The sequence below is a fragment of the Mesorhizobium sp. LNJC405B00 genome, from assembly GCF_000502615.1.
Lineage (GTDB): Bacteria > Pseudomonadota > Alphaproteobacteria > Rhizobiales > Rhizobiaceae > Mesorhizobium.
The window spans coordinates 118,782-139,008 of the sequence record NZ_AYWC01000004.1; the positions used below are offsets into that span (position 1 = coordinate 118,782).

Below are 20,227 nucleotides of genomic sequence, written 5' to 3' on the forward strand. Positions count from 1 at the left end.
ACAGCGGCATCCCGGGTTGATAGAGGCTGCGGTTCCGACCCGTTTTTGGTGATTTATGGCTGAACCTCCGCTGAAAGGCGTCCGCGTCGTCGAACTCGCCCGCATCCTGGCCGGCCCGTGGGCAGGACAATTGCTGGCCGATCTCGGCGCCGATGTCATCAAGGTCGAGAGCCCCGATGGCGGCGACGATACCCGCAAATGGGGTCCTCCCTTCGTCATGAGCCATGATGGCGAGAACCTGTCGGCCGCCTATTACCACTCCTGCAATCGCGGCAAGCGCTCCATCGCCGTCGATTTCTCGACGCCCGAAGGGGCCGAGACGGTGCGCCGGCTGGTTGCCACGGCCGACATTCTGATCGAGAACTTCAAGCTCGGCGGCCTCAAGAAATACGGGCTCGATTACGAGAGCCTGAAGGCGATCAATCCAAAGCTCGTCTACTGCTCGATCACCGGCTTCGGCCAGGATGGGCCTTACGCACCCCGCGCCGGCTATGATTTCATCATCCAGGCCATGGCCGGCATGATGTCGATCACCGGCGAGGTCGGGCGCGAGCCGCAAAAAGCCGGCGTCGCCATATCGGACATCTTCACCGGCCTCTATTCGGTGATCGCCATCCAGGCAGCGCTTCGCCATGCCGAAAAGACCGGCCAGGGACAGCATATCGATATGGCTCTGTTCGACACGCAGATTTCCGCACTCGGCAACCAGAACCTCAACTATCTCGTCTCCGGCAAGGCGCCGGTGCAGATGGGCAATGCGCATATGAACATTGCGCCCTATGAGGTTGTCCCGGTCAGGGACGGCCATATCATCCTGGCGGTCGGCAATGACGGCCAGTTCGCCAAATTCTGCGCCGCCGTCGGACTCGACCATCTCTCAGCGAATCCCGATTTCGCCACCAATCCGGCCCGCGTCGCCAACCGGGTGAAATTGCGCGAGCACATGATCGAGACGCTGAAGAACTGGGACCGAGACCCGTTGCTGGCCAAGCTCGAAGCGGCAAGCGTGCCGGCGAGCCCGATCAACAATATCGGCCAGATGTTTGCCGACCCGCAGACGATCGCACGCGGCATGCGCCTCGACCTCGACGATGGCCATGGCAATCGTCTGCCCTCGGTGCGCGCGCCGATGGTGATGTCCGGCACACCGCTGGTCTATGAACGCCCTTCGCCACGCCTTGGCGAACATACCGAAGAAATTCTTGCCGAACTGGAGAAGTCTGGACGATGAAGACCGGTGGACAACTGATTGTCGACGCACTCGAGGCGAACGGCACCGACCGCATCTTCTGCGTGCCCGGCGAATCCTATCTCGCGGTGCTCGACGCATTGCATGACTCGCCCATCCGCACCATTGTCTGCCGACAGGAAGGCGGCGCCGCCATGATGGCCGACTGCCAGGGGCGGCTGACCGGCCAGCCCGGCATCTGCTTCGTCACCCGCGGCCCCGGCGCCACCAATGCGTCGGCCGGCATTCACATTGCCATGCAGGATTCGATACCCGTCATCCTGTTCATCGGCCAGGTCGCCAGCCACGCCAAGGAGCGCGAGGCTTTCCAGGAGGTCGACTACAAGCGCTTCTTCGGCGACATCGCCAAATGGGTGGTGGAGATCGACGATGCCGCGCGCATCCCCGAACTCGTCACCCGCGCCTTTGCTGTCGCGACATCGGGCCGCCCCGGCCCCGTCGTCGTCTCGCTGCCGGAGGACATGCTGACCAGTCTTGTCGACGCGCCCGCGGCCTTGCCGCACACGCCGGTCGAAACCCGGCCCGGCGAAGCCGAACTCGATGCTTTGGAAAAGCTTCTGGCCAAAGCCAAGCGTCCCTTCGTCATCCTCGGCGGCACACGCTGGGACGAGGAAGCGGTGGCACGTATGCGCACCATTGCCGAGGCCTGGTCGCTGCCGGTCGGCTGCTCCTTCCGCCGCCAGATGCTGTTCGACCATCTGCACCCGAACTATGCCGGCGATGTCGGCATCGGCATCAACCCGAAGCTGGCCACCGCCATCAAGCAGGCCGACCTGGTGCTGCTGATCGGCGGCCGCATGGGCGAGATGCCGTCCTCCGACTATACGTTGCTGAAGAGCCCTTACCCCGACCAGACGCTGGTCCATGTCCATGCCGATGCCGGCGAACTCGGCCGCGTCTACCGGCCGACCCTGGCGATCAACGCTTCGCCTTCGGCCTTCGTCGAGGCTTTTGCCAAGCGCAAGCCAACCTCCACGCCAGCCTGGGCGGATGAGACAGCGAAAGCACACGCTGCCTACCTCGACTGGTCGACGCCGCCTGAGACCGGCCCCGGCCCGGTCCAGATGGGGCCGATCATGAACTATCTGGAAAAGATTTTGCCCGATGACGCCATTTTCACCAACGGCGCCGGCAATTACGCCACCTGGGTGCACCGCTTCCACCGCTTCCGCCGCTTCGCCACCCAAGGCGCGCCGACCTCCGGTTCGATGGGTTACGGCACCCCGGCTGCGGTCGCCGCCAAGGCGCTCCATCCCGACCGCACCGTGATCGCCTTTGCCGGCGACGGCTGCTTCCTGATGAACGGACAGGAATTCGCTACCGCCGTGCAATACGACCTGTCGATCATCGTTATCGTCGTGAATAACGGCATCTACGGCACCATCCGCATGCACCAGGAGCGCGACTATCCCGGCCGTGTCGTCGCCACCGATCTGAAGAACCCTGACTTTGCCGCTCTTGCCCGCGCCTATGGCGGCCACGGCGAGACGGTCGAGAACACGGCAGATTTTGCCCCTGCCTTCGAGCGTGCCCGCGCCAGCGGCAAGCCGGCGATCGTCGAAATCAGGCTCGACCCCGAGGCGATCACGCCGACGCGGACGATGACGCAGATCCGCGACAAGAGCTGAGAAGTTAGCAGCGAAAGCCGAGTTCCGTCACACCCCCCTCTGTCCTGCCGGACATCTCCCCCTCAAGGGGGAGATTGGATGTCATGTCGCCCTTCGCCAATCTGCAGCGTTGCAGACAGGGCGCTATGGTCAGAGCTGCTGATCTCCCCCCTTGAGGGGGAGATGTCCGGCAGGACAGAGGGGGGTGCTGTCCCGCCGACGCTGCCAAGGCGATCGCCCCTTTCCTGATATCTACAAGCGAGCTATCAGACCGCTGCCAGCGCCTGCGTCAGGTCGGCGATAAGATCGTCCGGATGCTCGACGCCGATCGACAGCCTGACCGTCGTCTCCAGCACGCCGATGCGCTGGCGCACGTCGAAGGGGATGCCGGAATGGGTCATGGCCGCCGGGTGGCTGGCGAGTGACTCCGTGCCGCCGAGGCTCACCGCCAGCTTGAATATTTGCAGCCCGTTGAGAAAGGCGAAGGCCGCCTTCTCTCCGCCTTTGATATCGAAAGAAAATGTCGAGCCGGCGCCGCTGCATTGCGCCTTGTAGGCCCGTCCCGCTGCCGTGTCCTCGCCCAGGAACGGCAGGTAATGCACCTTTTCCACCTTGGCGTGATCGCGCAGGAATTCGGCCACGAGCCGCGCATTGTCGTTGGCGCGCTCCATGCGGATCGACAGCGTCTCCAGCGAGCGGCCGAGCATCCAGCAGGAATGCGGATCGAGCTGCGTGCCGATTGCGCCGCGCAACGCCTTGATCGGCTTGGTCACCGCCTTGCTGCCCATCGCCGCACCGGCGATCAGGTCGGAATGGCCGCCGACATATTTGGTCAGCGAATAGACGGAGACATCGGCGCCATGTTCGATCGGCCGCTGGAACACCGGGCCGAGCAGCGTGTTGTCGCAGACGATGATCGGCGTCGAGCCTTGGCTTGCGCCGATCTCGTCGGCAATCTTCCGGATCAGTGCGATGTCGACCAGGCTGTTGGTCGGATTTGACGGCGTCTCGATGAGAATGACCGAGACACGCCCCTTCGCCACCGCTGCATCAGCAGCGGCCCGCACCGCCTTCTCGTCGACGCCGTCGGCGAAGCCGACAGCGCCGATGCCGAAGCCGGACAGCGTGCGCGTCAAAAGCGTCTCAGTGCCGCCGTAAAGCGGCTGCGAATGCAAGATGACATCGCCCGGACGGGCATAGGCGAGCAGCGTGGTGGCGATCGCCGACATGCCGGACGAGAACAGGATGCAGGCGTCCGTTCCCTCATAGACCGCCAGCCGGTCCTCGACGATCTCGGAGTTGGGATGATTGAAGCGCGAATAGACCAGGCCGGACGCCGTGCCGCTCGGCGGCTCCTTGCGGCCGGATGTGTAGTCGAAGAAGTCGCGCCCCTCCTCCGCCGATTTGAACACGAAGGTCGAGGTCAGGAACACCGGCGGCTTGACGGCGCCTTCCGACAGTTGCGGATCGAAGCCATAGCTCAACATCAACGTTTCCGGATGGAGCTTGTGGTTGCCGATGTGGGTTTTCGACGGGCGCGGCGCGGTCATGGCTTTTCCTGCGTTCTGGAGGAGTCTCGTCCAGCAATTTATGCGATCCCGGTCCACCAGTCCTTGCTATTTTCGGCCTCGCATGGCTGCATCCCGGCAACAAATTGCCGAGCGAGAGCAAAAGTTCAGCAGAAGATAGCCGACGATTTCGACCGCAAGATCCTGCGCGAGCTGCAGGCCGACGCCCGCATCACCAACAATGAGCTTGCGGAGCGCATCGGCCTGTCGCCGTCGCCATGTTTGAGGAGGGTACGCCGGCTGGAGGAGGCCGGCATTATCCGGGGCTATACCACGCTGGTCGACCCGGCCGCCTTCGGCTGGAACATGGTCGCCATCGCCACCGTTCGGCTCAGCCGCCAGAACGAGGACGAGATCGTCATGTTCGAGGACGCCATCCGCGGGTGGGAGGAGGTGCTGGAATGCCACCTCGTCACCGGGTCGCGCGACTATGTGCTGAAGGTGGTGACCGGCAGCCTCGAACAGTACGAGCGCTTCATCAAGGAAAAGATCGCGCGGCTGAAATGCGTCGCTTCGATCGAGACCAGCTTCGTCATGAACACCATAAAGGAACGGCGCCTCTGACATTTGGTCAAAGGCGCCGCTCTCGAGGTCGAAATTGCCTGGCCAGGCTTATTTGATCGCCTTGTCGGTGATGGCCGTGGTGTAGGCGCCGGTCGGCGCCTTGGTGATGATCTTCTGGTCGAGCAGCGCCTTGGCGGTGCGCTCGTAGGTCGCCGGGTCGAGCTTGCCGTCGGCATTGTCGATCAGCTTGGCGACTTCGCTCATCATCCGCTTCTGGTGGTTTTCGTCCTGGCCACCGCCGTCCATGACAATGCCCGCGGCCTCGTCATTGTTGTCGATGGCATATTTCCAGCCCTTCATCGAGGCGCGCACGAAACGCACCATCTTGTCTTCGAAAGCCGGATCCTTGAGCTTGTCTTCCGAGGCATAGAGCCCGTCCTCAAGCAGGTCATTGCCCATCGCCGAGTAGTTGAACACGGTGAGCTGGTCCGGCTTGTAGCCGGCATCGATCAGCTGCCAGTACTCGTTGTAGGTCATGACCGAAATGCAATCCGCCTGCTTCTGGATCAGCGGCTGCACGTCGAAGCTCTGCTTCAAAACCGTGACGCCGTCCGGGCCGCCTTCGGTCTTCAGGCCGAGCTTGTTCATCCAGGCGTAGAATGGATATTCGTTACCGAAGAACCAGACGCCCAGCGTGTGACCCTTGAAATCGGCTTCGGTCTTGATCGGGCCGTCCTTCGGGCAGACCAGCTCCATACCGGCCTTCTTGAACGGCTGGGCGATGTTGACCAGCGGCACGCCCTTTTCGCGCGCGGCGAGCGCCCCGCCCATCCAGTCGACGATGACGTCGGCGCCACCGCCGGCAATCACCTGCTCGGGTGCGATATCGGGACCGCCCGGCTTGATGTCGACGTCGAGGCCTTCGGCTTCATAAAAACCCTTGGCCTTGGCGACATAGTAGCCGGCAAACTGCGCCTGCGTGACCCATTTCAGCTGCAAGGTCACCTTGTCGGCGGCCATTGCCTGGAACGCGGCCAGCGACATCGCGCCGGCCAGCATCGGAATGATCAGTCTTTTCATGTTTTTACCCTCTGAAGTTAACACCCGAACCCACCGCCCTATCCACCACGGACAGAGGGATGCCAAAACGTGACGGCTCTCTCGACGAGAGCGACCACGCCATAAAAGACCGAACCCGCCAGTGCTGCAACTGCGATTTCGGCCCAGACCATATCGATGTTCATCCGCCCGACCTCGGTCGAGATGCGAAAGCCCATGCCGACCACAGGCGTGCCGAAGAACTCGGCGACGATGGCGCCGATCAGCGCCAGCGTCGAGTTGATCTTCAGCGCGTTGAAGATGAAGGGCGCTGCCGCCGGCAGCCGGAGCTTCAAGAGTGTTGGCCAGTAGCCCGACGCATAGGTGCGCATCAGGTCGCGCTCCATATGGCCGGAGGCGGCAAGACCGGCAACCGTGTTCACCAGCATTGGGAAGAAGGTCATGATGATGACGACCGCGGCCTTGGACGGCCAGTCGAAGCCGAACCACATCACCATGATTGGCGCCACACCGATGATCGGCAGCGCCGAGACCATATTGCCGATCGGCAGCAGACCGCGGCGCAGGAACGGCACGCGGTCGGCCGCAATCGCCACCAGGAAGCCGGCGCCGCTGCCGATGACATAACCGAAGATCACCGCCTTGAAGATGGTCTGCCTGATATCGGCGCCGAGCACCGGCAGGGAACTGGCGATGCGCACACCGATGGCGCTCGGCGGCGGCAAAAGGATGAAGGGAATGCCGGCGCCACGCGTCACCGCTTCCCATATGATCAGGATCCAGGCGCCGAAGATCGCCGGGATGATGAGGCGCAGCGCCATCCGCGCCCCTTTTGCCATCGGGCGAAGCCCCGACAGCACCGCCACACAGCGCCAGGCCAGCAGCCAGGCAGCGGCGAGCAGCAGGAAATACGGCGCCAATGCCGTGCCTTCGAAACCTGTAATGCCCGAGATCAGCATCCAGGCGACGAGATGAGCGCCGATGAACAGCACCGCAGCCTCGGCCAGCGGCGAAATTCTGATCATCGAGATCAGCCCTGCCAGCACGGCCAGGCCGATCATCGGGGTCTTTATCCCGAAATAGGGGTAGTCGAAGCTTGCCGTCGGGTCTGCAAGGGCGGCCGCTTCCGGCTTCGACATCGCACCGAGCGCGACGGCGACGAGGCACAGCGCAACGGCCAGCACGGCTTGCCAGGAGGGCTTCAGCCAGTTCATGCCGGCCTCCCGCCCATGGCGCGGTCAACGAGGCGCCCGGCTATGCCGACCACCATGACCAGAAGGGCCGCCACCACCGAGCCCGCCACAAGGGCGGACCAGATGTCGATGGACTGGCTGTAATAGGCACCTGCCAAAAGCTTGGCGCCGATGCCGGCGACAGCACCGGTCGGCAGTTCGCCGACAATGGCGCCGACCAGGCTCGCCGCCACCGCCACCTTCATCGAGGTGAACAGGAACGGCACCGAGGCCGGCACCCGCAGCTTCCAGAAGGTCTGCGAGACACTGGCATTGTAGGTGTGCATCAGGTCGAGATGCATGAGTTCGGGCGAGCGCAGGCCCTTCACCATGCCCACCGTCACCGGGAAGAACGACAGGTAGGTCGAGATCATCGCCTTTGGGATCAGACCGCTGATGCCGATCGCCCCCAGCACGACGATGATCATCGGCGCCACCGCCAGAATGGGAATCGTCTGGGAGGCGATGATCCACGGCATCAGGCTGCGGTCGAGCGTCGCCACATGCACGATGCCGACCGCGATGACGATGCCGAGCGCCGTGCCGAAGGCAAAGCCGAGCAACGTCGACGACAGGGTCACCCAGGCATTGTAGACGAGGCTGCGGCTCGATGTGATGGGCCGCAGGAAGGTGTTCTCGAAGAAGTTCACCGCCACCTGATGCGGCGCCGGCAGCGTCGGCTTGGGCTGCGACAGCGTCTTGCCGATGAATTCGACTGTGCCGTGGGTTTCCCCGGCGCGCCGGTCGAGGTCGCGCTGGAAGGGCGCGTTTAGGATGACGGCGAAGACATACCAGAGCACCACCACGCCCAGGAGGATGGAGGTCACGGGGATGAGTTTTTCGCGGAAGGTGTCCATCTATCGCGCCTCGCCAGCGGGGCGCCCTCCTCTCCCCAACGGGGAGAGGGTGGCCGGAGCGAAGCGGAGGTCGGGTGAGGGGGTAGAAATCTTTCCGTCGAGACAAGCCAAGATCGTATCCAGGACCGCTCGGCGCTCAGCCAAAACTTCGTGATTCCAGAAGCGCAGAACCGAATAACCTTGTCCGTTCAGCCAGGCTGTCCTGGCGGGATCGGTCAGTGAATCCGCGTGTTGGCTGCCATCCAGTTCGACAATCAGCCCCTGCTCGCGGCAGACGAAGTCCGCGATGAAAGGTCCGAGCGGCACTTGCCGCACAAATTTGTAGCCGTTGAGATGACGTCCTCTCAATTCCCCCCAAAGCCGGTATTCAGCTTCGGTCTCGTCAAACCGCAGCTTTCGGGCGCGAGCGGTTGCCCCGACATTTCTCTTGGTCGGATCCGTCGGCGCCGCCCCCTCACCCGACCTCCGCTTCGCTCCGGCCACCCTCTCCCCGTTGGGGAGAGGAGGGAGCCCATCCTGCGCCCCCTCAATCATCATAGCTGTGCCCTGCCCTCAAGCCATCGCGCACGCGGGCCGCGATCGCCAAAAATTCCGGCGTCTCGCGGATGTCCAGTGGCCGCTCCTTTGGCAGCGTCGATTCGATGATGTCGGTAACCCGACCTGGGCGCGGCGACATGACGACGATGCGCGTTGACAGATACACCGCCTCGGGGATGGAATGGGTGACGAAGCAGATCGTCTTGTTGGTGCGCGCCCACAATTCCAGAAGCTGTTCATTGAGATGGTCGCGCACGATCTCGTCCAGCGCGCCGAAGGGCTCGTCCATCAGCAACAGGTCGGCGTCGAAGGCGAGCGCGCGGGCGATCGAAGCGCGCTGCTGCATGCCGCCGGAAAGCTGCCAGGGGTATTTCTTCTCGAAGCCGGAGAGGTTGACGAGCTCCATCGTGCGCTTGATGCGCTCGGCCTGCTCCGCTCTCGAAAGGCCGATGATCTCCAGCGGCAGCGCCACGTTACGCTCGATCGTGCGCCACGGGAAAAGGGCTGCCGCCTGGAAGACGTAGCCATAAGCGCGTTTCTCGCGCGCCTGTTCCGGCGTCATGCCGTTGACCGAGATCGTGCCCGATGTTGGTTTTTCCAGATCGGCGATGACGCGCAGCAAGGTGGTCTTGCCGCAGCCCGATGGGCCGATGAAGGAGACGAACTCGCCCTTGCCGATGGTCAGGTCGACATTGGAGAGCGCCTCTACCGGACCGTCATTGGTCTGAAAGGTAAGGCCAAGTCTGCTTGCCGAGACGACGGCTGGCGATTGTCCCGTCATCGCTTGCTGCCTGCCTCTCGCAGCCGCCCAGGATGAAATGCCGTTGCATTCGCGTTGATGTTGCTTTCCACTCGTCCAATCCCACCCAATCGACGCCCGGAGCCTTGCCGATGTCGCCCAAACCAACTTGTCACCTTATCCGTCCTGAAAGCACTTATGAAGGCAAGCAGGGATTGACCTATTTTGCCGGCATTGCAGCCGAGACGGTCGGCTCGTCCGGCATCTGCATGCATCTGCTCACCCTGCCGCCTGGCGCCCGCGCCAAGGCGCATCTGCATGAAAGCCATGAGACGGCGATCTATGTGCTCTCGGGCGAGGTCCACACATGGTATGGCGACAGGCTCGAGAACCACATCGTCGTCAAGGCCGGCGACCTCTTCTACATCCCGGCCGGCGTACCGCATCTGCCGGCCAATCTGAGCAACGCCCCGTCCTCGGCCGTCATCGCCCGCACCGATCCCAATGAACAGGAAAGCGTCGTCCTGTTGCCGGAACTGGATGCGCTGGTGGCCTGACGCTGACGGGACTGCCGTCATTTGCACCGCGCCACTTCGCCCATGACATTGCCGTCGTCGTCGGCGACCGTCAGCTTCTTGGCGTTCTTGGCGCTGCGCTTGATGGTGAATTTGGTCGGCTCCTGTCCTTCTTCGCCTTCCGCCTCGCATGTTGCCGTCACCACCAGCGACCCATCAGCCTGCGCTTGCTTGTCCGTGAAGGTGCAGGCGCTGGCGGCGGTGACCAATGCCTCGTCGGTCAAAAGCAGCATCCGATCGGCGGCGACTTCCTGGCCGTTTCGGTTGATGCAGCCATACTTGTCCCCATAGGGTTTCGTCAGGTCGATGCCTGCCGCAAGGGCCTGACCCGCAGCCAGAACGACTATCATCGCAACAGACGGCCCCAAACCGCGCGCGCTCATTCCCCCAGCTCCAACGTCACGAACACGGTTGCAACGGCCCCATTTCTTCAAGACCGGGAATGGTCACGAAGAACCCACCCTCGCCCTTGTTGGTGACCACAACGGTTTCAGCCGTCGTCCCCGCCTCGCCTTCGGCGGAACAGGTCGCATCAAGCGATTGCGTGCCCGGCGCCCACGTCAATTGCTGCGCGAACCGGCAGCCGCTGCCATAGGTCTCGATGCCTTCGGCGGTCAGCACGATATAATCGTCCCGGCCCTGAAAACCGGCCTTTGCAAAGACACAGCCGGCATCGTTGCCCCAGGAGCCGGCCAGCCTCTCGGCCCCTGTTGCCGGACCAGCGACCACCATCGCCACGACCAGTGAAATGAGCGCCCCCGGGCTCCGCAACGTCAAACGCCTGTCGCCGGAATGCCGGTGCGTTCCACCTTGCGCGGCGCGGTAATGTCCTTCCAGGTCGACAGAGCCCGGTTGACCGCCGCGTTCGGCTCGCGGGCGACGAATTCGCCATGGCCGGGCTTGGCCTTGACCTCCGCTTCCTCGACCGACAATTCGCCGCGCGAAAAGACGAAGCGCGGCAGGCCGGTCACCTCAAAACCTTCGAAGACGTTGTAGTCGATCACCGATTGCTGCTTCTTCGAGGTGATGGTCTTCTTGGCGCTGGGGTCCCACACCACGATGTCGGCGTCCGCGCCTTCGACGATGGCGCCCTTCCTAGGATACATGTTGAGGATCTTGGCGATGTTGGTCGAAGTCACCGCGACGAACTCGTTCATCGTCAGCCGCCCGGTGTTGACGCCCGTCGTCCACAGCACGGGCAAGCGGTCTTCAAGCCCGCCAGTGCCGTTCGGGATCTTGGTGAAATCGCCGAGGCCGTTGCGCTTCTGCTTGGTGGTGAAGGCGCAGTGGTCGGTCGCCACCACCTGCAGCGATCCCGCCTGCAGGCCGGCCCACAGCGAATCCTGGTGCAGCTTGTTGCGGAAGGGCGGACTCATGACGCGGCGCGCCGCATGGTCCCAATCCTTGTCGAAATACTCGCTTTCATCCAGCGTCAGATGCTGGATCAGCGGCTCGCCGAAAACCCGAATGCCCTTCTGGCGGGCGCGGCGGATGGCTTCGTGGCTCTGCTCGCAGGACACATGCACGACATAGAGCGGCACGCCGGCCATGTCGGCGATCATGATGGCGCGGTTGGTCGCCTCGCCCTCCACTTCCGGCGGCCGCGAATAGGCGTGTCCCTCGGGGCCATTATTGCCGGCGGCGAGCAGCTTTTGCGACAGCGCCGCAACCACGTCGCCATTCTCGGCATGAACGAGCGGCAGCGCGCCGAGATCGGCGCAGCGCTGGAACGACGCGTACATCTCGTCGTCGTCCACCATCAGCGCGCCCTTGTAGGCCATGAAATGCTTGAACGAGGTAATGCCTCTGTCGACGACGGTGGCCATCTCGTCGAACACCTGCTTGCCCCACCAGGTGATCGCCATGTGGAAGGAGTAGTCGCAGGCAGCCTTCGAGGTCTTGTTGTCCCACATCTGCAACGCTTCCAGCAGCGATTGCTGCGGTGCCGGCAGGCAGAAATCGACCACCATCGTGGTGCCACCGGAAAGGGCCGCACGCGTCCCGGACTCGAAATCGTCGGCCGAATAGGTGCCCATGAACGGCATTTCGAGATGGGTGTGCGGATCGATGCCGCCCGGCATGACGTAACAGCCGCTGGCGTCGAACTCATGGTCGCCATGCAGGTTCGAGCCAATGGCGACGATCTTGCCGTGCTGCATCAGCACATCGGCCTTCCAGGTGCGGTCGGCGGTGACGATGGTGCCGTTTCGGATGACTTTGGTCATTGTCGTGTTCCCTTGTTCTCTTCGCGCTTCTTGTGAGCGTCGTTTTGAATACAGATCTTAGTTCACGCCACGATCCCCGCTGTCTCTACCACCGCATGGAACAGCACGTCGGCGCCGGCGCCGGCCCATTCCTTGGTGATTTCTTCGGCCTCGTTGTGTGACAACCCGTCAACGCAGGGGCACATCACCATGGCGGTCGGCGCGACGCGGTTGATCCAGCAGGCGTCGTGGCCGGCGCCGGAGACGAGGTTGCGGTGGGAATAGCCGAGCCGTTCGGCTGCGTCGCGGATCGCCTTGACGCAGCCGGCATCGAAGGTGACCGGATCGAAAGCGCCGACCTGCTCGACCTTATACTGGATGTCGAGCGCCTCACAGATCGTGTCGATGCCTTCGCGTATGCGCCCATCCATAGCGTCCAGCACTTCCTTCTCGGGCGAACGGATGTCGATGGTGAAGACGGTGCGTCCCGCAATGATGTTGCGCGAGTTCGGAAACACCTCCATGTGGCCGACAGCGCCGACGGCGTCGGGCTGGTAGTCCATGGCGATCTCATGCACCAGCTCGATCACGCGCGCCATGCCTAGACCGGCATTACGGCGCTTGGGCATCGGCGTCGAGCCGGTATGCGCCTCCTTGCCGGTCAGCGTTACCTGCAGCCATTTCAGGCCCTGGCCGTGGGTGACGACGCCAATGTCGATGCCTTCGTCCTCGAGGATCGGCCCCTGCTCGATATGCAGTTCGAAGAAGGCGTGGATCTTGCGATCACCGACCTTCTCGGTGCCTTTCCAGCCAATGCGCTCCAGCTCCTCGCCGAACTTTTTCCCCTGTTTATCGGTGTGCTGATACACGTCCACCTGCTCGAGCACACCGGCGAACACGCCGGACGCCATCATCGCCGGGGCAAAGCGCGAGCCTTCCTCATTGGTCCAGTTGGTGACGACGATCGGATGCCTGGTCTGGATGCCGAGATCGTTAAGTGAGCGGATGATCTCCAGCCCGCCGAGCACGCCGAGCACGCCGTCATACTTGCCGCCGGTCGGCTGCGTGTCGAGATGGCTGCCGACATAAACCGGCGGCAGGCTGGGATCAGCACCTTCCCGCCGGGCAAACATGGTGCCCATCTCGTCCAGGCCCATTTCGAGCCCGGCCGCCTCGCACCAGCGCTTGAACAGATGCCGTCCCTCGCCGTCCTCGTCGGTCACGGTCTGGCGATTGTTGCCGCCCNCGGCCATGCTCTAAAACCTCATCGGTTGCGGGGCGGCGGCGTCCCCCTCCCCCTCGAGGGGAGGGTGGCCGCGAAGCGGTCGGGTGGGGTCGCCCGCGACGCGCGCGACCTTCTCTTTGACCACCTGCGCGACGTGCCAAGCGCTGTTTATGACATCGGGCTCGTCAACACGGAAGACTTCAAATCCGAGCGATCGCAGATAAGCATCGCGAACGGCATCGTGCCGCCTACCCCTGTCGTGTTCGTGCATGTCGCCATCGACCTCAACGATCAGCTTCACCGCCAAGCAGGCAAAATCGACGATGTACGGCCCAATCGGGCACTGACGGCGAAACTTGATGCCGGCTGATTTCAGGTCCCGCAGTTCATACCACAGCAGCGATTCTCCCTTGGTCGCGTGAACTCGAAGCGCTAGCGCCTTTTGGCGCATTTCGAAGCTCACGCGGGTACGGGGCATCAGGAGCGGCCTCGGAACAAAAGAGCGGGTCGGCGTCCGGTCGCACCGACCCCACCCGACCGCTTCGCGGCCACCCTCCCCTCGAGGGGGAGGGATATCCGCGCCCGGTTTGTCAATCGATCGCCCTCAGCACTTCTCTGACATGGTCGATCAATTCGTTGATCTGGCCCTTGGTGATGATCAGTGGCGGCGACAGCGCGATGATGTCGCCGGTGGTGCGGATCAGCGCGCCGCGCTCGAACGCCTTGACAAAGGCCGAGAAGGCCCGCTTGGTCGGGCTGCCGGCGATCGGCGCCAGTTCGATCGCGCCGATCAGGCCGATATTCCGGATGTCGATGACATGCGGCTCGCCCTTCAGCGAATGCAGCGCATCTTCCCAGTACGGCGCCAGTTCCTCGCCGCGGGTGAGCAGGCCCTCTTCCTTGTAGGTGTCGAGCGTGCCGAGTGCCGCGGCGCACGCAATCGGATTGCCCGAATAGGTGTAGCCGTGGAAGAACTCGATCATGTGCTCGGGGCCGGTCATGAAGGCGTCGTGGATTTCCTTCTTCACGAACACCGCGCCCATCGGGATGACGCCGTTGGAGACGCCCTTGGCGGTGGTCATGATGTCGGGCGTGACGCCGAAATAATCCGCAGCAAACGGCGCGCCCAGACGGCCGAAACCGGTGATGACCTCGTCGAAGATCAGCAAAATGCCGTGCTTGGTGCAGATCTCGCGCAGCTTCTGCAGATAGCCCTTCGGCGGCAGGATGACGCCGGTGGAGCCGGCGACCGGTTCGACGATGACGGCGGCGATGGTCGAGGCGTCATGCAGGACAACGATGCGCTCCAGCTCGTTGGCGAGTTCGGCGCCATATTCTGGCACGCCCTTGGAGAAGGCGTTCTTTTCCGGCAGATGCGTGTGCGGCATGTGGTCGACGCCGCCGAGCAGCGTGCCGAACATCTTGCGGTTGGTGACGATGCCGCCGACCGAAATGCCGCCGAAATTGACGCCGTGATAGCCGCGTTCGCGGCCGATAAGGCGGGTGCGCGCGCCCTCGCCCTTCACACGGTGATAGGCGATCGCCATCTTCAGCGCGGTTTCCACCGATTCCGAACCGGAATTGGTGAAGAAGACATGGTCCATGCCCTTGGGCGCGAGGTCGACCAGGCGGTTGGCCAGTTCGAACACGATCGGGTGACCCATCTGGAAGGCCGGCGCATAGTCGAGTTCGGCGGCCTGATGCTGGATCGCCTCGGTGATCTTGGGACGGCAATGGCCGGCATTGACGCACCAGAGGCCGGCGGTGCCGTCGAGCACCTTGCGGCCGTCGCTGGTGGTGTAGTGCATGTCCTTGGCGGACACGAACATGCGCGGCGCCTGTTTGAACTGCCGGTTTGCCGTGAACGGCATCCAGAATGCGCTGAGATCGTTCGGCGTGACTTTCAGCCGGTTGGACATGACCAAGACTTCCCCTTGTAACCTGTTTCGGTGCGGCTAACGCTTGGTCTTTCCAAAGCTTGGTCTTTGCTGCGTTTTCATGCTACGCAAATTTTTGACCGATTGGACAAACGTTAGCACCGCCCTGTCGGCGGTCAAGGGATTACTAGCGGAAATGCGGCCTGCGAAGTGCGCTCCACGCGTAAGAGAAAAACTGGTCCAGAGAATTGGTCCAGATGACCCGCTCGGCCAAGGCTTGCAGGGGTGAGCGGCGCCATGGAAGGCTCAGCCCCTCGCCGCACCCGCATCCAGCAGGAAAAGCGCGAACTGATCCTGGAGGCAGCCCTCGAAGTCTTCTCCGCCAACGGCTTTCGCGGTTCGACCATCGACCAGATCGCCGAGGCCGCCGGGATGTCGAAGCCGAACCTGCTCTACTATTTCCGCCGCAAGGAAGACATCCACGAAACGCTGATGGAGCGGCTGCTGGCGACGTGGCTGGCGCCGCTACGTGAACTCGACGACATCGGCGACCCCCTGACCGAGCTCAGGAGCTACATCCGGCGCAAGCTCGAAATGGCGCGTGATTTTCCTAGGGAGAGCCGGCTGTTCGCCAACGAGATCCTGCAAGGCGCGCCGCGCATCATGCCGCTGCTGGCGGGTGAGCTGAAAACGCTGGTCGACGAGAAGGCCAACGTCATCAAGGGCTGGATGCGCGCGGGAAAAATCGCCCGCACCGATCCCTGGCACCTGATCTTTTCGATCTGGGCGACGACGCAGCACTATGCCGATTTCGATGTCCAGGTCCGTGCCGTGCTCGGCGCCGATCGCGGCGGCGACGGCCGCTTCGAGGATGCGGCGCGGTTTCTGGAGCAGTTGTTCATTGATGGGCTGAAGCCGAAGGGCTGACCTTGGGCGTCAGGCGCTGCGGCGCTCCGCCGGCATCGCCTCAAGCAAATTCTGCAGCTTCTCGATCGAATTCTGTTCGGCCAGCGGCGTGTAGACGATCAGCTTCATGTCCGAGCCGTCGTCGATCGACAGGCTCATATGCTCGAACGTCATGGCGCCGGCTCTCGGATGTCGGACATGTTTCACCCCCGACAATCGGCGTGCCACGTCGCGTTGCGGCCACCAGTCGCGAAACTCCGGACTTGAGCGCGTCATAAGCACGATCAGCCGCTCGAAATCCGCATCGCCCACATAGCGGGCGCTTTCCGCCCGGAACGAGGCCAGCACGGTGCGCGCCAATTGCTCCCAGTCAACCAGCAGGCGCCGGTGATGCGGATTGGTGAACACCATGTGGACGATGTTGCGGGCGTCGCCCTCTAGCAGGCCATAATCACCGAACACCGCTACCGCCGCCGGATTCCAGGCCAGCACGTCCCAGCGCCGCCCGACGACATAGGCCGGCTGCAGCACCAGGCTCTCCAGCATATGCATCAGCGGGCCATCGACCTTTTCCGGCGCAGCCACGCGGTTCTCCGGTTGCTGGCGGCCTGCCAGGATGAACAGATGCCGCCTTTCAACGGCGTCGAGGCGCAGCGCTTCGCTGAGCGCCGCTAGCACCTCCACCGAGGGTCTGACCTCGCGCCCCTGCTCTAGCCATGTGTACCAGGTGGTGCCGACGCCGGCGATCATCGCCACTTCCTCGCGACGCAAGCCTGGCGTGCGTCTCCGCAGGCCGGTCGCGATGCCGGTGGCGGACGGCGTCAATCTTTCGCGGCGCGAGCGCAGGAAGGCGCCAAGCTCGCGCCGGCGGCTGTCTTCAGCGGAGTGCGTGGGGGCATCCATGAGAGCTATTATAGCAGTATTGATACCAGGATAAAGTTTGAACTGTTTGGGCTGGGTCAGGCGCCCCATCTTCCATCCAGAGAGATGGAGGCTCTGAATATGGATCTGAAAGACAAGACAATCCTCATCACCGGTTCGACCGACGGCGTCGGCCGTGTCGTCGCGCAAAGGCTGGGCGCCGGCGGCGCGCGCGTGCTGGTGCATGGCCGTGACGCGGCTCGCGGCAAGGCAACCGTCGCAGAAATCGAATCCGCCGGCGGCAAGGCCGAGTTCCTCGCCGCCAACCTCGCCTCGCTAGCCGAGGTCCGCCGCCTTGCCGAGGCCGTACGCGCAAAAACCGACCGGCTCGACATCCTCATCAACAATGCCGGCATCGGCACGGCCGGCGCCAAGCGACAGCTCAGCGCCGACGGCTTCGAACTGCGCTTTGCGGTCAACTATCTCGCCGGTTTCCTGCTGACCTCGGAACTGCTGCCGCTGCTCAAGGCGAGTTCGCCGGCGCGCATCATCAACGTCGCTTCGGCCGGCCAGCAGGCGATCGATTTCGGCGATGTCATGCTGACACGTTCCTATGACGGCGTGCGCGCCTATTGCCAGAGCAAGCTGGCGCAGATCCTGTTCACCATCGACCTGGCCGGAGAGTTGAAAGGCAGCGGCGTCACCGTCAACGCTCTGCATCCAGCGAGCTACATGAACACCACCATGGTCCGCCAAGCCGGCGTGACGCCATGGAGCTCGGTCGAGACCGGCGCCGACGCCATTCTCAACCTCGCGACATCGCCCGCCCTGGAGGGCCGCAGTGGCCTCTATTTCGATGGCCTAAAGGAATCCCGCGCCGAAGCACAAGCCTATGACGCCAAGGCCAGACAGCAATTGCGAACCCTGAGCCTCGACTTCGTCGGCCAAGTCTCCGCAAAATCGAAGGAACAGCATTCATGACCGGCAAGATCGAACACACGGTCGTCATCGGCGGCTCATCCGGCATCGGCCTCGCAACGGCGCGAAAACTGCTGGGCCCAGGCATGAAGGTGACCATCACCGGACGAAGCCAGGACAAGCTCACCAGCGCCTGGAAGAGCCTCGGCGGCGCCGCCGAAAAAGCTGCCTTCGATGCTTCGAAGCCGGATGAAGTCCGCCATTTCTTTGGGGAACTCGGACCGTTCGATCACCTCGTGCTGGCTGCCAGCGGCGGCAAGGGACTTGGGCCGTTCGAAACCCTCGATCTCTCAGACATCGCCGGCGGCGTCGACGAGAAAGTCAGGCCGCAGCTGTCCTGCCTGCAGGCTGCCTTGCCGACGCTCAACAGATCGGGATCGGTCACTTTCATCTCGGCGGTGTCGGCACAATTGTCGGCGCCCGGCGTGGCTGGCATTGCCGCCGTCAACGGCATGCTGTTGACGGTGGTGCCGATCCTGGCGGTCGAACTGAAGCCGCTGCGCGTCAATGTCGTGGCGCCCGGCGTCATCGACACGCCGTGGTGGGATTTCCTGGCCGAAGACCAGCGGCAGGCGGTGTTCAGCGAATATGCCGGCAAAACCCCGGTGGGCAGGATCGGCCGCGCCGAAGACGTCGCCGGCGCAATCGCCTTTCTAGTCTCCAACGGCTTCATGACCGGCCAGGTGCTGACCTGCGACGGCGGCCTGCGCTACGCGGCGTGACCTTACAGCGACTGCGCGATCAGCGTGAGAAGGCCTCCGGCCAGTGCGACGTTGCCTACGAAACCGTTGATGCGCGACGCCCGGTCCGGGCCCTGATGGTCCCAGAAATTGTGGAACATCGGCGTGGCGACGATGAGAAACAGCAGCAGCACGGCGCAGGCGGTCGCAGTCCACAGGCCGGCCATCAACAGCGCGCCGGCAATGGTCTGCAGGACGATGCCGGCCCACAACGCCAATCTCGCCTGCGGCACGCCGCGCGCGGTCATCAGCCCTGTCAGGAAGGTCTCGTTCTGAACATTGCGCAGGCCGGCGCAAACGAAGGCGCCGCCGAGCAACAGGCGGCCGAGAAACAAAAAGGTCGAAGGCAAATCGACAGGCATGAAATCTTCCCCGTACTTAAGCATGAAACAGGTGGAGCGCCGCCCTTTCCACGGCGCTCCATGACTAACCGGACGGTCAGGCTGCTTTGGCAGCCGGCATCGGGTGAATGGCGTGGAACGGGATGCAGAGCCGGTTCCAGGTGTTGATCATGCCGATCGCGACCGACAGCTTGACCAGTTCCTCTTCCGAGAAGTGCTCTAGCGTGCGGGCATAGAGTTCGTCCGAAACGCCATTGTTGGCGATCAGGGTCGTTGCCTCGGTCCAAGCAAGCGCCGCGCGTTCGCGCTCGGAAAACAGCGGCGATTCCTTCCAGGCCGAAACCAGATAGAGCCGTGTCTCGGTTTCGCCATCGCGCCTCGCCTCGCGGCTATGCATCTCGACGCAGTAGGAGCAGCCATTGATCTGCGAGGCGCGGAGCTTGATCAAATGCAGCAGGCTCACTTCAAGCCCGCATTCGTCGACCGCCTTGTTGAGCGCCGACACGGCTTTCATGATCTCAGGCGCCTTGGCGAAGAATTGCAGTCTCTGTTTCATCGTCTTTCCTTTCACATCTGTTTGCGGGGGATTAAATCTGTTTGGTCGAAGCGGGTTTCTGCGGCCGCTGATGGCGCGCCACAAAGGCACAGCTGGCGGCAAACGATCGCGGATCGCCTTCGGCCTTGTAGTCAGCCACGATGTCGGACAACCGGGTTTCCGCGAGAGCGGCACGATAGGCACGCTCGGCTTTCAGCATCGCGGCATTGATGCCGCACGGCTTCACATAGGCCGAAGCATCGATCTTGACCGGGCCGCGCTGGCGGATCTCGCCGCAACGGAAGGCCGGCTCGCGACCCTCGACCGCAAGCACGATATCGAGCAGCGTGATGCGCTCGGCCGGACGCGCCAGCCGGTAGCCGCCCGCCGGTCCCGGCACCGATTCCAGGATGCGCGCAGCAGTCAGCTGGTTCAGATGTTTCAGCAGATAGCTCGGCGACAGGCCGAAGGACTCTGCCAAAGCAGCACCCGGTATCGTGCTGTTGCCCTCCACGCTAGCCAGTGTGGCCGCGCAATGGATGGCCGCTTCTACACCCTCGCCCAGTTTCACGATGTTGCGCTCCTATTCATGGATATCTTTTATCCTAGATAGATTTTATCTGCAATAGTAAA

23 protein-coding genes are annotated in these 20,227 nt (G+C 63.1%); 7 read left to right on the top strand and 16 right to left on the bottom strand.

Features of this window, described 5'->3' with window-relative positions; all coding sequences use genetic code 11:
• Positions 1 to 55: 55 nt before the first annotated feature.
• Both X756_RS155635 and X756_RS155630 read left to right on the top strand, forming a co-directional pair.
• Positions 56 to 1,231: a CaiB/BaiF CoA-transferase family protein gene (locus X756_RS155635; protein WP_023668227.1), complete on the top strand. Its 1,176-nt coding sequence runs from the start codon at positions 56 to 58 to the stop codon at positions 1,229 to 1,231.
• Positions 1,228 to 2,877 (top strand): thiamine pyrophosphate-binding protein, encoded by a 1,650-nt coding sequence (locus X756_RS155630; RefSeq protein ID WP_023729373.1) that lies wholly within the window; start codon positions 1,228 to 1,230, stop codon positions 2,875 to 2,877. The genes X756_RS155635 and X756_RS155630 overlap by 4 nt, the downstream gene beginning before the upstream one ends.
• 245 nt (positions 2,878 to 3,122) lie before the next feature.
• Here X756_RS155630 and X756_RS155625 read toward each other — a convergent pair whose 3' ends face one another.
• Entirely contained in the window at positions 3,123 to 4,406 is a 1,284-nt protein-coding gene (locus X756_RS155625) for a cystathionine gamma-synthase family protein (protein ID WP_023729374.1), read from the bottom strand.
• A 90-nt stretch (positions 4,407 to 4,496) separates the two neighbouring features.
• Between X756_RS155625 and X756_RS155620 the strand changes: the two genes are divergently transcribed.
• Entirely contained in the window at positions 4,497 to 4,988 is a 492-nt protein-coding gene (locus X756_RS155620) for an Lrp/AsnC family transcriptional regulator (RefSeq protein ID WP_032999345.1), read from the top strand.
• Between the two features lie 48 nt (positions 4,989 to 5,036).
• Here the strand turns inward: X756_RS155620 and X756_RS155615 are convergent, their stop codons facing one another.
• The 5 genes from X756_RS155615 to X756_RS155600 are packed head-to-tail and all read right to left on the bottom strand — an operon-like array spanning position 5,037 to position 9,394.
• Positions 5,037 to 6,008 carry an ABC transporter substrate-binding protein gene (locus X756_RS155615; protein WP_023682178.1) on the bottom strand — a complete coding sequence of 324 codons (972 nt, stop codon included), beginning with the start codon at positions 6,006 to 6,008 and terminating at the stop codon, positions 5,037 to 5,039.
• A gap of 38 nt (positions 6,009 to 6,046) precedes the next feature.
• Positions 6,047 to 7,201 carry an ABC transporter permease gene (locus X756_RS155610; protein ID WP_023729376.1) on the bottom strand — a complete coding sequence of 385 codons (1,155 nt, stop codon included), beginning with the start codon at positions 7,199 to 7,201 and terminating at the stop codon, positions 6,047 to 6,049.
• Positions 7,198 to 8,076 (bottom strand): ABC transporter permease, encoded by an 879-nt coding sequence (locus X756_RS155605; RefSeq protein WP_023697049.1) that lies wholly within the window; start codon positions 8,074 to 8,076, stop codon positions 7,198 to 7,200. The genes X756_RS155610 and X756_RS155605 overlap by 4 nt, the downstream gene beginning before the upstream one ends.
• Complete coding sequence (locus X756_RS01000000165345) at positions 8,077 to 8,559, bottom strand: endonuclease domain-containing protein (RefSeq protein WP_050485896.1); 483 nt, start codon at positions 8,557 to 8,559, stop codon at positions 8,077 to 8,079.
• 43 nt (positions 8,560 to 8,602) lie between these two features.
• A complete protein-coding gene (locus X756_RS155600) occupies positions 8,603 to 9,394 on the bottom strand; it encodes an ABC transporter ATP-binding protein (RefSeq protein WP_023687997.1) in 792 nt (263 codons plus the stop codon).
• 104 nt (positions 9,395 to 9,498) lie between these two features.
• Between X756_RS155600 and X756_RS155595 the strand changes: the two genes are divergently transcribed.
• Positions 9,499 to 9,909, top strand: a complete 411-nt coding sequence (locus tag X756_RS155595) for a cupin domain-containing protein (protein WP_023668218.1) — start codon at positions 9,499 to 9,501, stop codon at positions 9,907 to 9,909.
• 17 nt (positions 9,910 to 9,926) lie between these two features.
• Here the strand turns inward: X756_RS155595 and X756_RS155590 are convergent, their stop codons facing one another.
• From X756_RS155590 to X756_RS155565, 6 genes are all read right to left on the bottom strand, one after another.
• On the bottom strand, positions 9,927 to 10,310 hold the full coding sequence (locus X756_RS155590) for a hypothetical protein (protein ID WP_023729378.1): 384 nt from the start codon (positions 10,308 to 10,310) through the stop codon (positions 9,927 to 9,929).
• A 16-nt stretch (positions 10,311 to 10,326) separates the two neighbouring features.
• A complete protein-coding gene (locus X756_RS155585; RefSeq protein ID WP_023668216.1) occupies positions 10,327 to 10,704 on the bottom strand; it encodes a hypothetical protein in 378 nt (125 codons plus the stop codon).
• Complete coding sequence (gene hydA, locus X756_RS155580; RefSeq protein WP_023668215.1) at positions 10,701 to 12,152, bottom strand: dihydropyrimidinase; 1,452 nt, start codon at positions 12,150 to 12,152, stop codon at positions 10,701 to 10,703. The genes X756_RS155585 and hydA overlap by 4 nt, the downstream gene beginning before the upstream one ends.
• Positions 12,153 to 12,214: 62 nt before the next feature.
• The gene (locus X756_RS155575) at positions 12,215 to 13,384 is read right to left on the bottom strand and encodes a Zn-dependent hydrolase (RefSeq protein WP_023729379.1); all 1,170 of its coding nucleotides are present in this window, start codon (positions 13,382 to 13,384) and stop codon (positions 12,215 to 12,217) included.
• Positions 13,385 to 13,387: 3 nt separating this feature from the next.
• Entirely contained in the window at positions 13,388 to 13,834 is a 447-nt protein-coding gene (locus tag X756_RS155570) for an endonuclease domain-containing protein (RefSeq protein ID WP_023729380.1), read from the bottom strand.
• A gap of 112 nt (positions 13,835 to 13,946) precedes the next feature.
• Complete coding sequence (locus tag X756_RS155565) at positions 13,947 to 15,275, bottom strand: aspartate aminotransferase family protein (RefSeq protein WP_023729381.1); 1,329 nt, start codon at positions 15,273 to 15,275, stop codon at positions 13,947 to 13,949.
• 255 nt (positions 15,276 to 15,530) lie between these two features.
• On the opposite strand from X756_RS155565, the gene X756_RS155560 reads away from it, so the two are divergent.
• Positions 15,531 to 16,160 (top strand): TetR family transcriptional regulator C-terminal domain-containing protein, encoded by a 630-nt coding sequence (locus tag X756_RS155560; RefSeq protein ID WP_023697053.1) that lies wholly within the window; start codon positions 15,531 to 15,533, stop codon positions 16,158 to 16,160.
• Positions 16,161 to 16,169: 9 nt separating this feature from the next.
• Here X756_RS155560 and X756_RS155555 read toward each other — a convergent pair whose 3' ends face one another.
• On the bottom strand, positions 16,170 to 17,042 hold the full coding sequence (locus X756_RS155555; RefSeq protein ID WP_023729382.1) for a helix-turn-helix transcriptional regulator: 873 nt from the start codon (positions 17,040 to 17,042) through the stop codon (positions 16,170 to 16,172).
• 99 nt (positions 17,043 to 17,141) lie between these two features.
• Here X756_RS155555 and X756_RS155550 point away from each other — a divergent pair, with 99 nt between their 5' ends.
• Positions 17,142 to 17,981, top strand: a complete 840-nt coding sequence (locus X756_RS155550; RefSeq protein WP_023668209.1) for an SDR family oxidoreductase — start codon at positions 17,142 to 17,144, stop codon at positions 17,979 to 17,981.
• The gene (locus X756_RS155545; protein ID WP_023668208.1) at positions 17,978 to 18,700 is read left to right on the top strand and encodes an SDR family oxidoreductase; all 723 of its coding nucleotides are present in this window, start codon (positions 17,978 to 17,980) and stop codon (positions 18,698 to 18,700) included. The genes X756_RS155550 and X756_RS155545 overlap by 4 nt, the downstream gene beginning before the upstream one ends.
• A 2-nt stretch (positions 18,701 to 18,702) precedes the next feature.
• On the opposite strand, the gene X756_RS155540 is transcribed toward X756_RS155545, so the two are convergent.
• The 3 genes from X756_RS155540 to X756_RS155530 form a co-directional block, all read right to left on the bottom strand.
• Positions 18,703 to 19,080, bottom strand: a complete 378-nt coding sequence (locus tag X756_RS155540; RefSeq protein WP_023668207.1) for a DoxX family protein — start codon at positions 19,078 to 19,080, stop codon at positions 18,703 to 18,705.
• Positions 19,081 to 19,156: 76 nt separating this feature from the next.
• Positions 19,157 to 19,615, bottom strand: a complete 459-nt coding sequence (locus tag X756_RS155535) for a carboxymuconolactone decarboxylase family protein (protein WP_023668206.1) — start codon at positions 19,613 to 19,615, stop codon at positions 19,157 to 19,159.
• A 31-nt stretch (positions 19,616 to 19,646) separates the two neighbouring features.
• Positions 19,647 to 20,165 carry an Rrf2 family transcriptional regulator gene (locus tag X756_RS155530; protein WP_023668205.1) on the bottom strand — a complete coding sequence of 173 codons (519 nt, stop codon included), beginning with the start codon at positions 20,163 to 20,165 and terminating at the stop codon, positions 19,647 to 19,649.
• Positions 20,166 to 20,227: the final 62 nt, after the last annotated feature.

Coding starts and splice junctions, on each gene's coding strand:
- X756_RS155535 (WP_023668206.1), bottom strand. CDS start 19,615: ATGAAACAGAGACTGCAATTCTTCGCCAAGGCGCCTGAGATCATGAAA.
- X756_RS155555 (WP_023729382.1), bottom strand. CDS start 17,042: ATGGATGCCCCCACGCACTCCGCTGAAGACAGCCGCCGGCGCGAGCTT.
- X756_RS155550 (WP_023668209.1), top strand. CDS start 17,142: ATGGATCTGAAAGACAAGACAATCCTCATCACCGGTTCGACCGACGGC.
- X756_RS155545 (WP_023668208.1), top strand. CDS start 17,978: ATGACCGGCAAGATCGAACACACGGTCGTCATCGGCGGCTCATCCGGC.
- X756_RS155560 (WP_023697053.1), top strand. CDS start 15,531: ATGGAAGGCTCAGCCCCTCGCCGCACCCGCATCCAGCAGGAAAAGCGC.
- X756_RS155630 (WP_023729373.1), top strand. CDS start 1,228: ATGAAGACCGGTGGACAACTGATTGTCGACGCACTCGAGGCGAACGGC.
- X756_RS155625 (WP_023729374.1), bottom strand. CDS start 4,406: ATGACCGCGCCGCGCCCGTCGAAAACCCACATCGGCAACCACAAGCTC.
- X756_RS155570 (WP_023729380.1), bottom strand. CDS start 13,834: ATGCCCCGTACCCGCGTGAGCTTCGAAATGCGCCAAAAGGCGCTAGCG.
- X756_RS155540 (WP_023668207.1), bottom strand. CDS start 19,080: ATGCCTGTCGATTTGCCTTCGACCTTTTTGTTTCTCGGCCGCCTGTTG.
- X756_RS155635 (WP_023668227.1), top strand. CDS start 56: ATGGCTGAACCTCCGCTGAAAGGCGTCCGCGTCGTCGAACTCGCCCGC.
- X756_RS155605 (WP_023697049.1), bottom strand. CDS start 8,076: ATGGACACCTTCCGCGAAAAACTCATCCCCGTGACCTCCATCCTCCTG.
- X756_RS155565 (WP_023729381.1), bottom strand. CDS start 15,275: ATGTCCAACCGGCTGAAAGTCACGCCGAACGATCTCAGCGCATTCTGG.
- hydA (WP_023668215.1), bottom strand. CDS start 12,152: ATGACCAAAGTCATCCGAAACGGCACCATCGTCACCGCCGACCGCACC.
- X756_RS155610 (WP_023729376.1), bottom strand. CDS start 7,201: ATGAACTGGCTGAAGCCCTCCTGGCAAGCCGTGCTGGCCGTTGCGCTG.
- X756_RS155615 (WP_023682178.1), bottom strand. CDS start 6,008: ATGAAAAGACTGATCATTCCGATGCTGGCCGGCGCGATGTCGCTGGCC.
- X756_RS155590 (WP_023729378.1), bottom strand. CDS start 10,310: ATGAGCGCGCGCGGTTTGGGGCCGTCTGTTGCGATGATAGTCGTTCTG.
- X756_RS155600 (WP_023687997.1), bottom strand. CDS start 9,394: ATGACGGGACAATCGCCAGCCGTCGTCTCGGCAAGCAGACTTGGCCTT.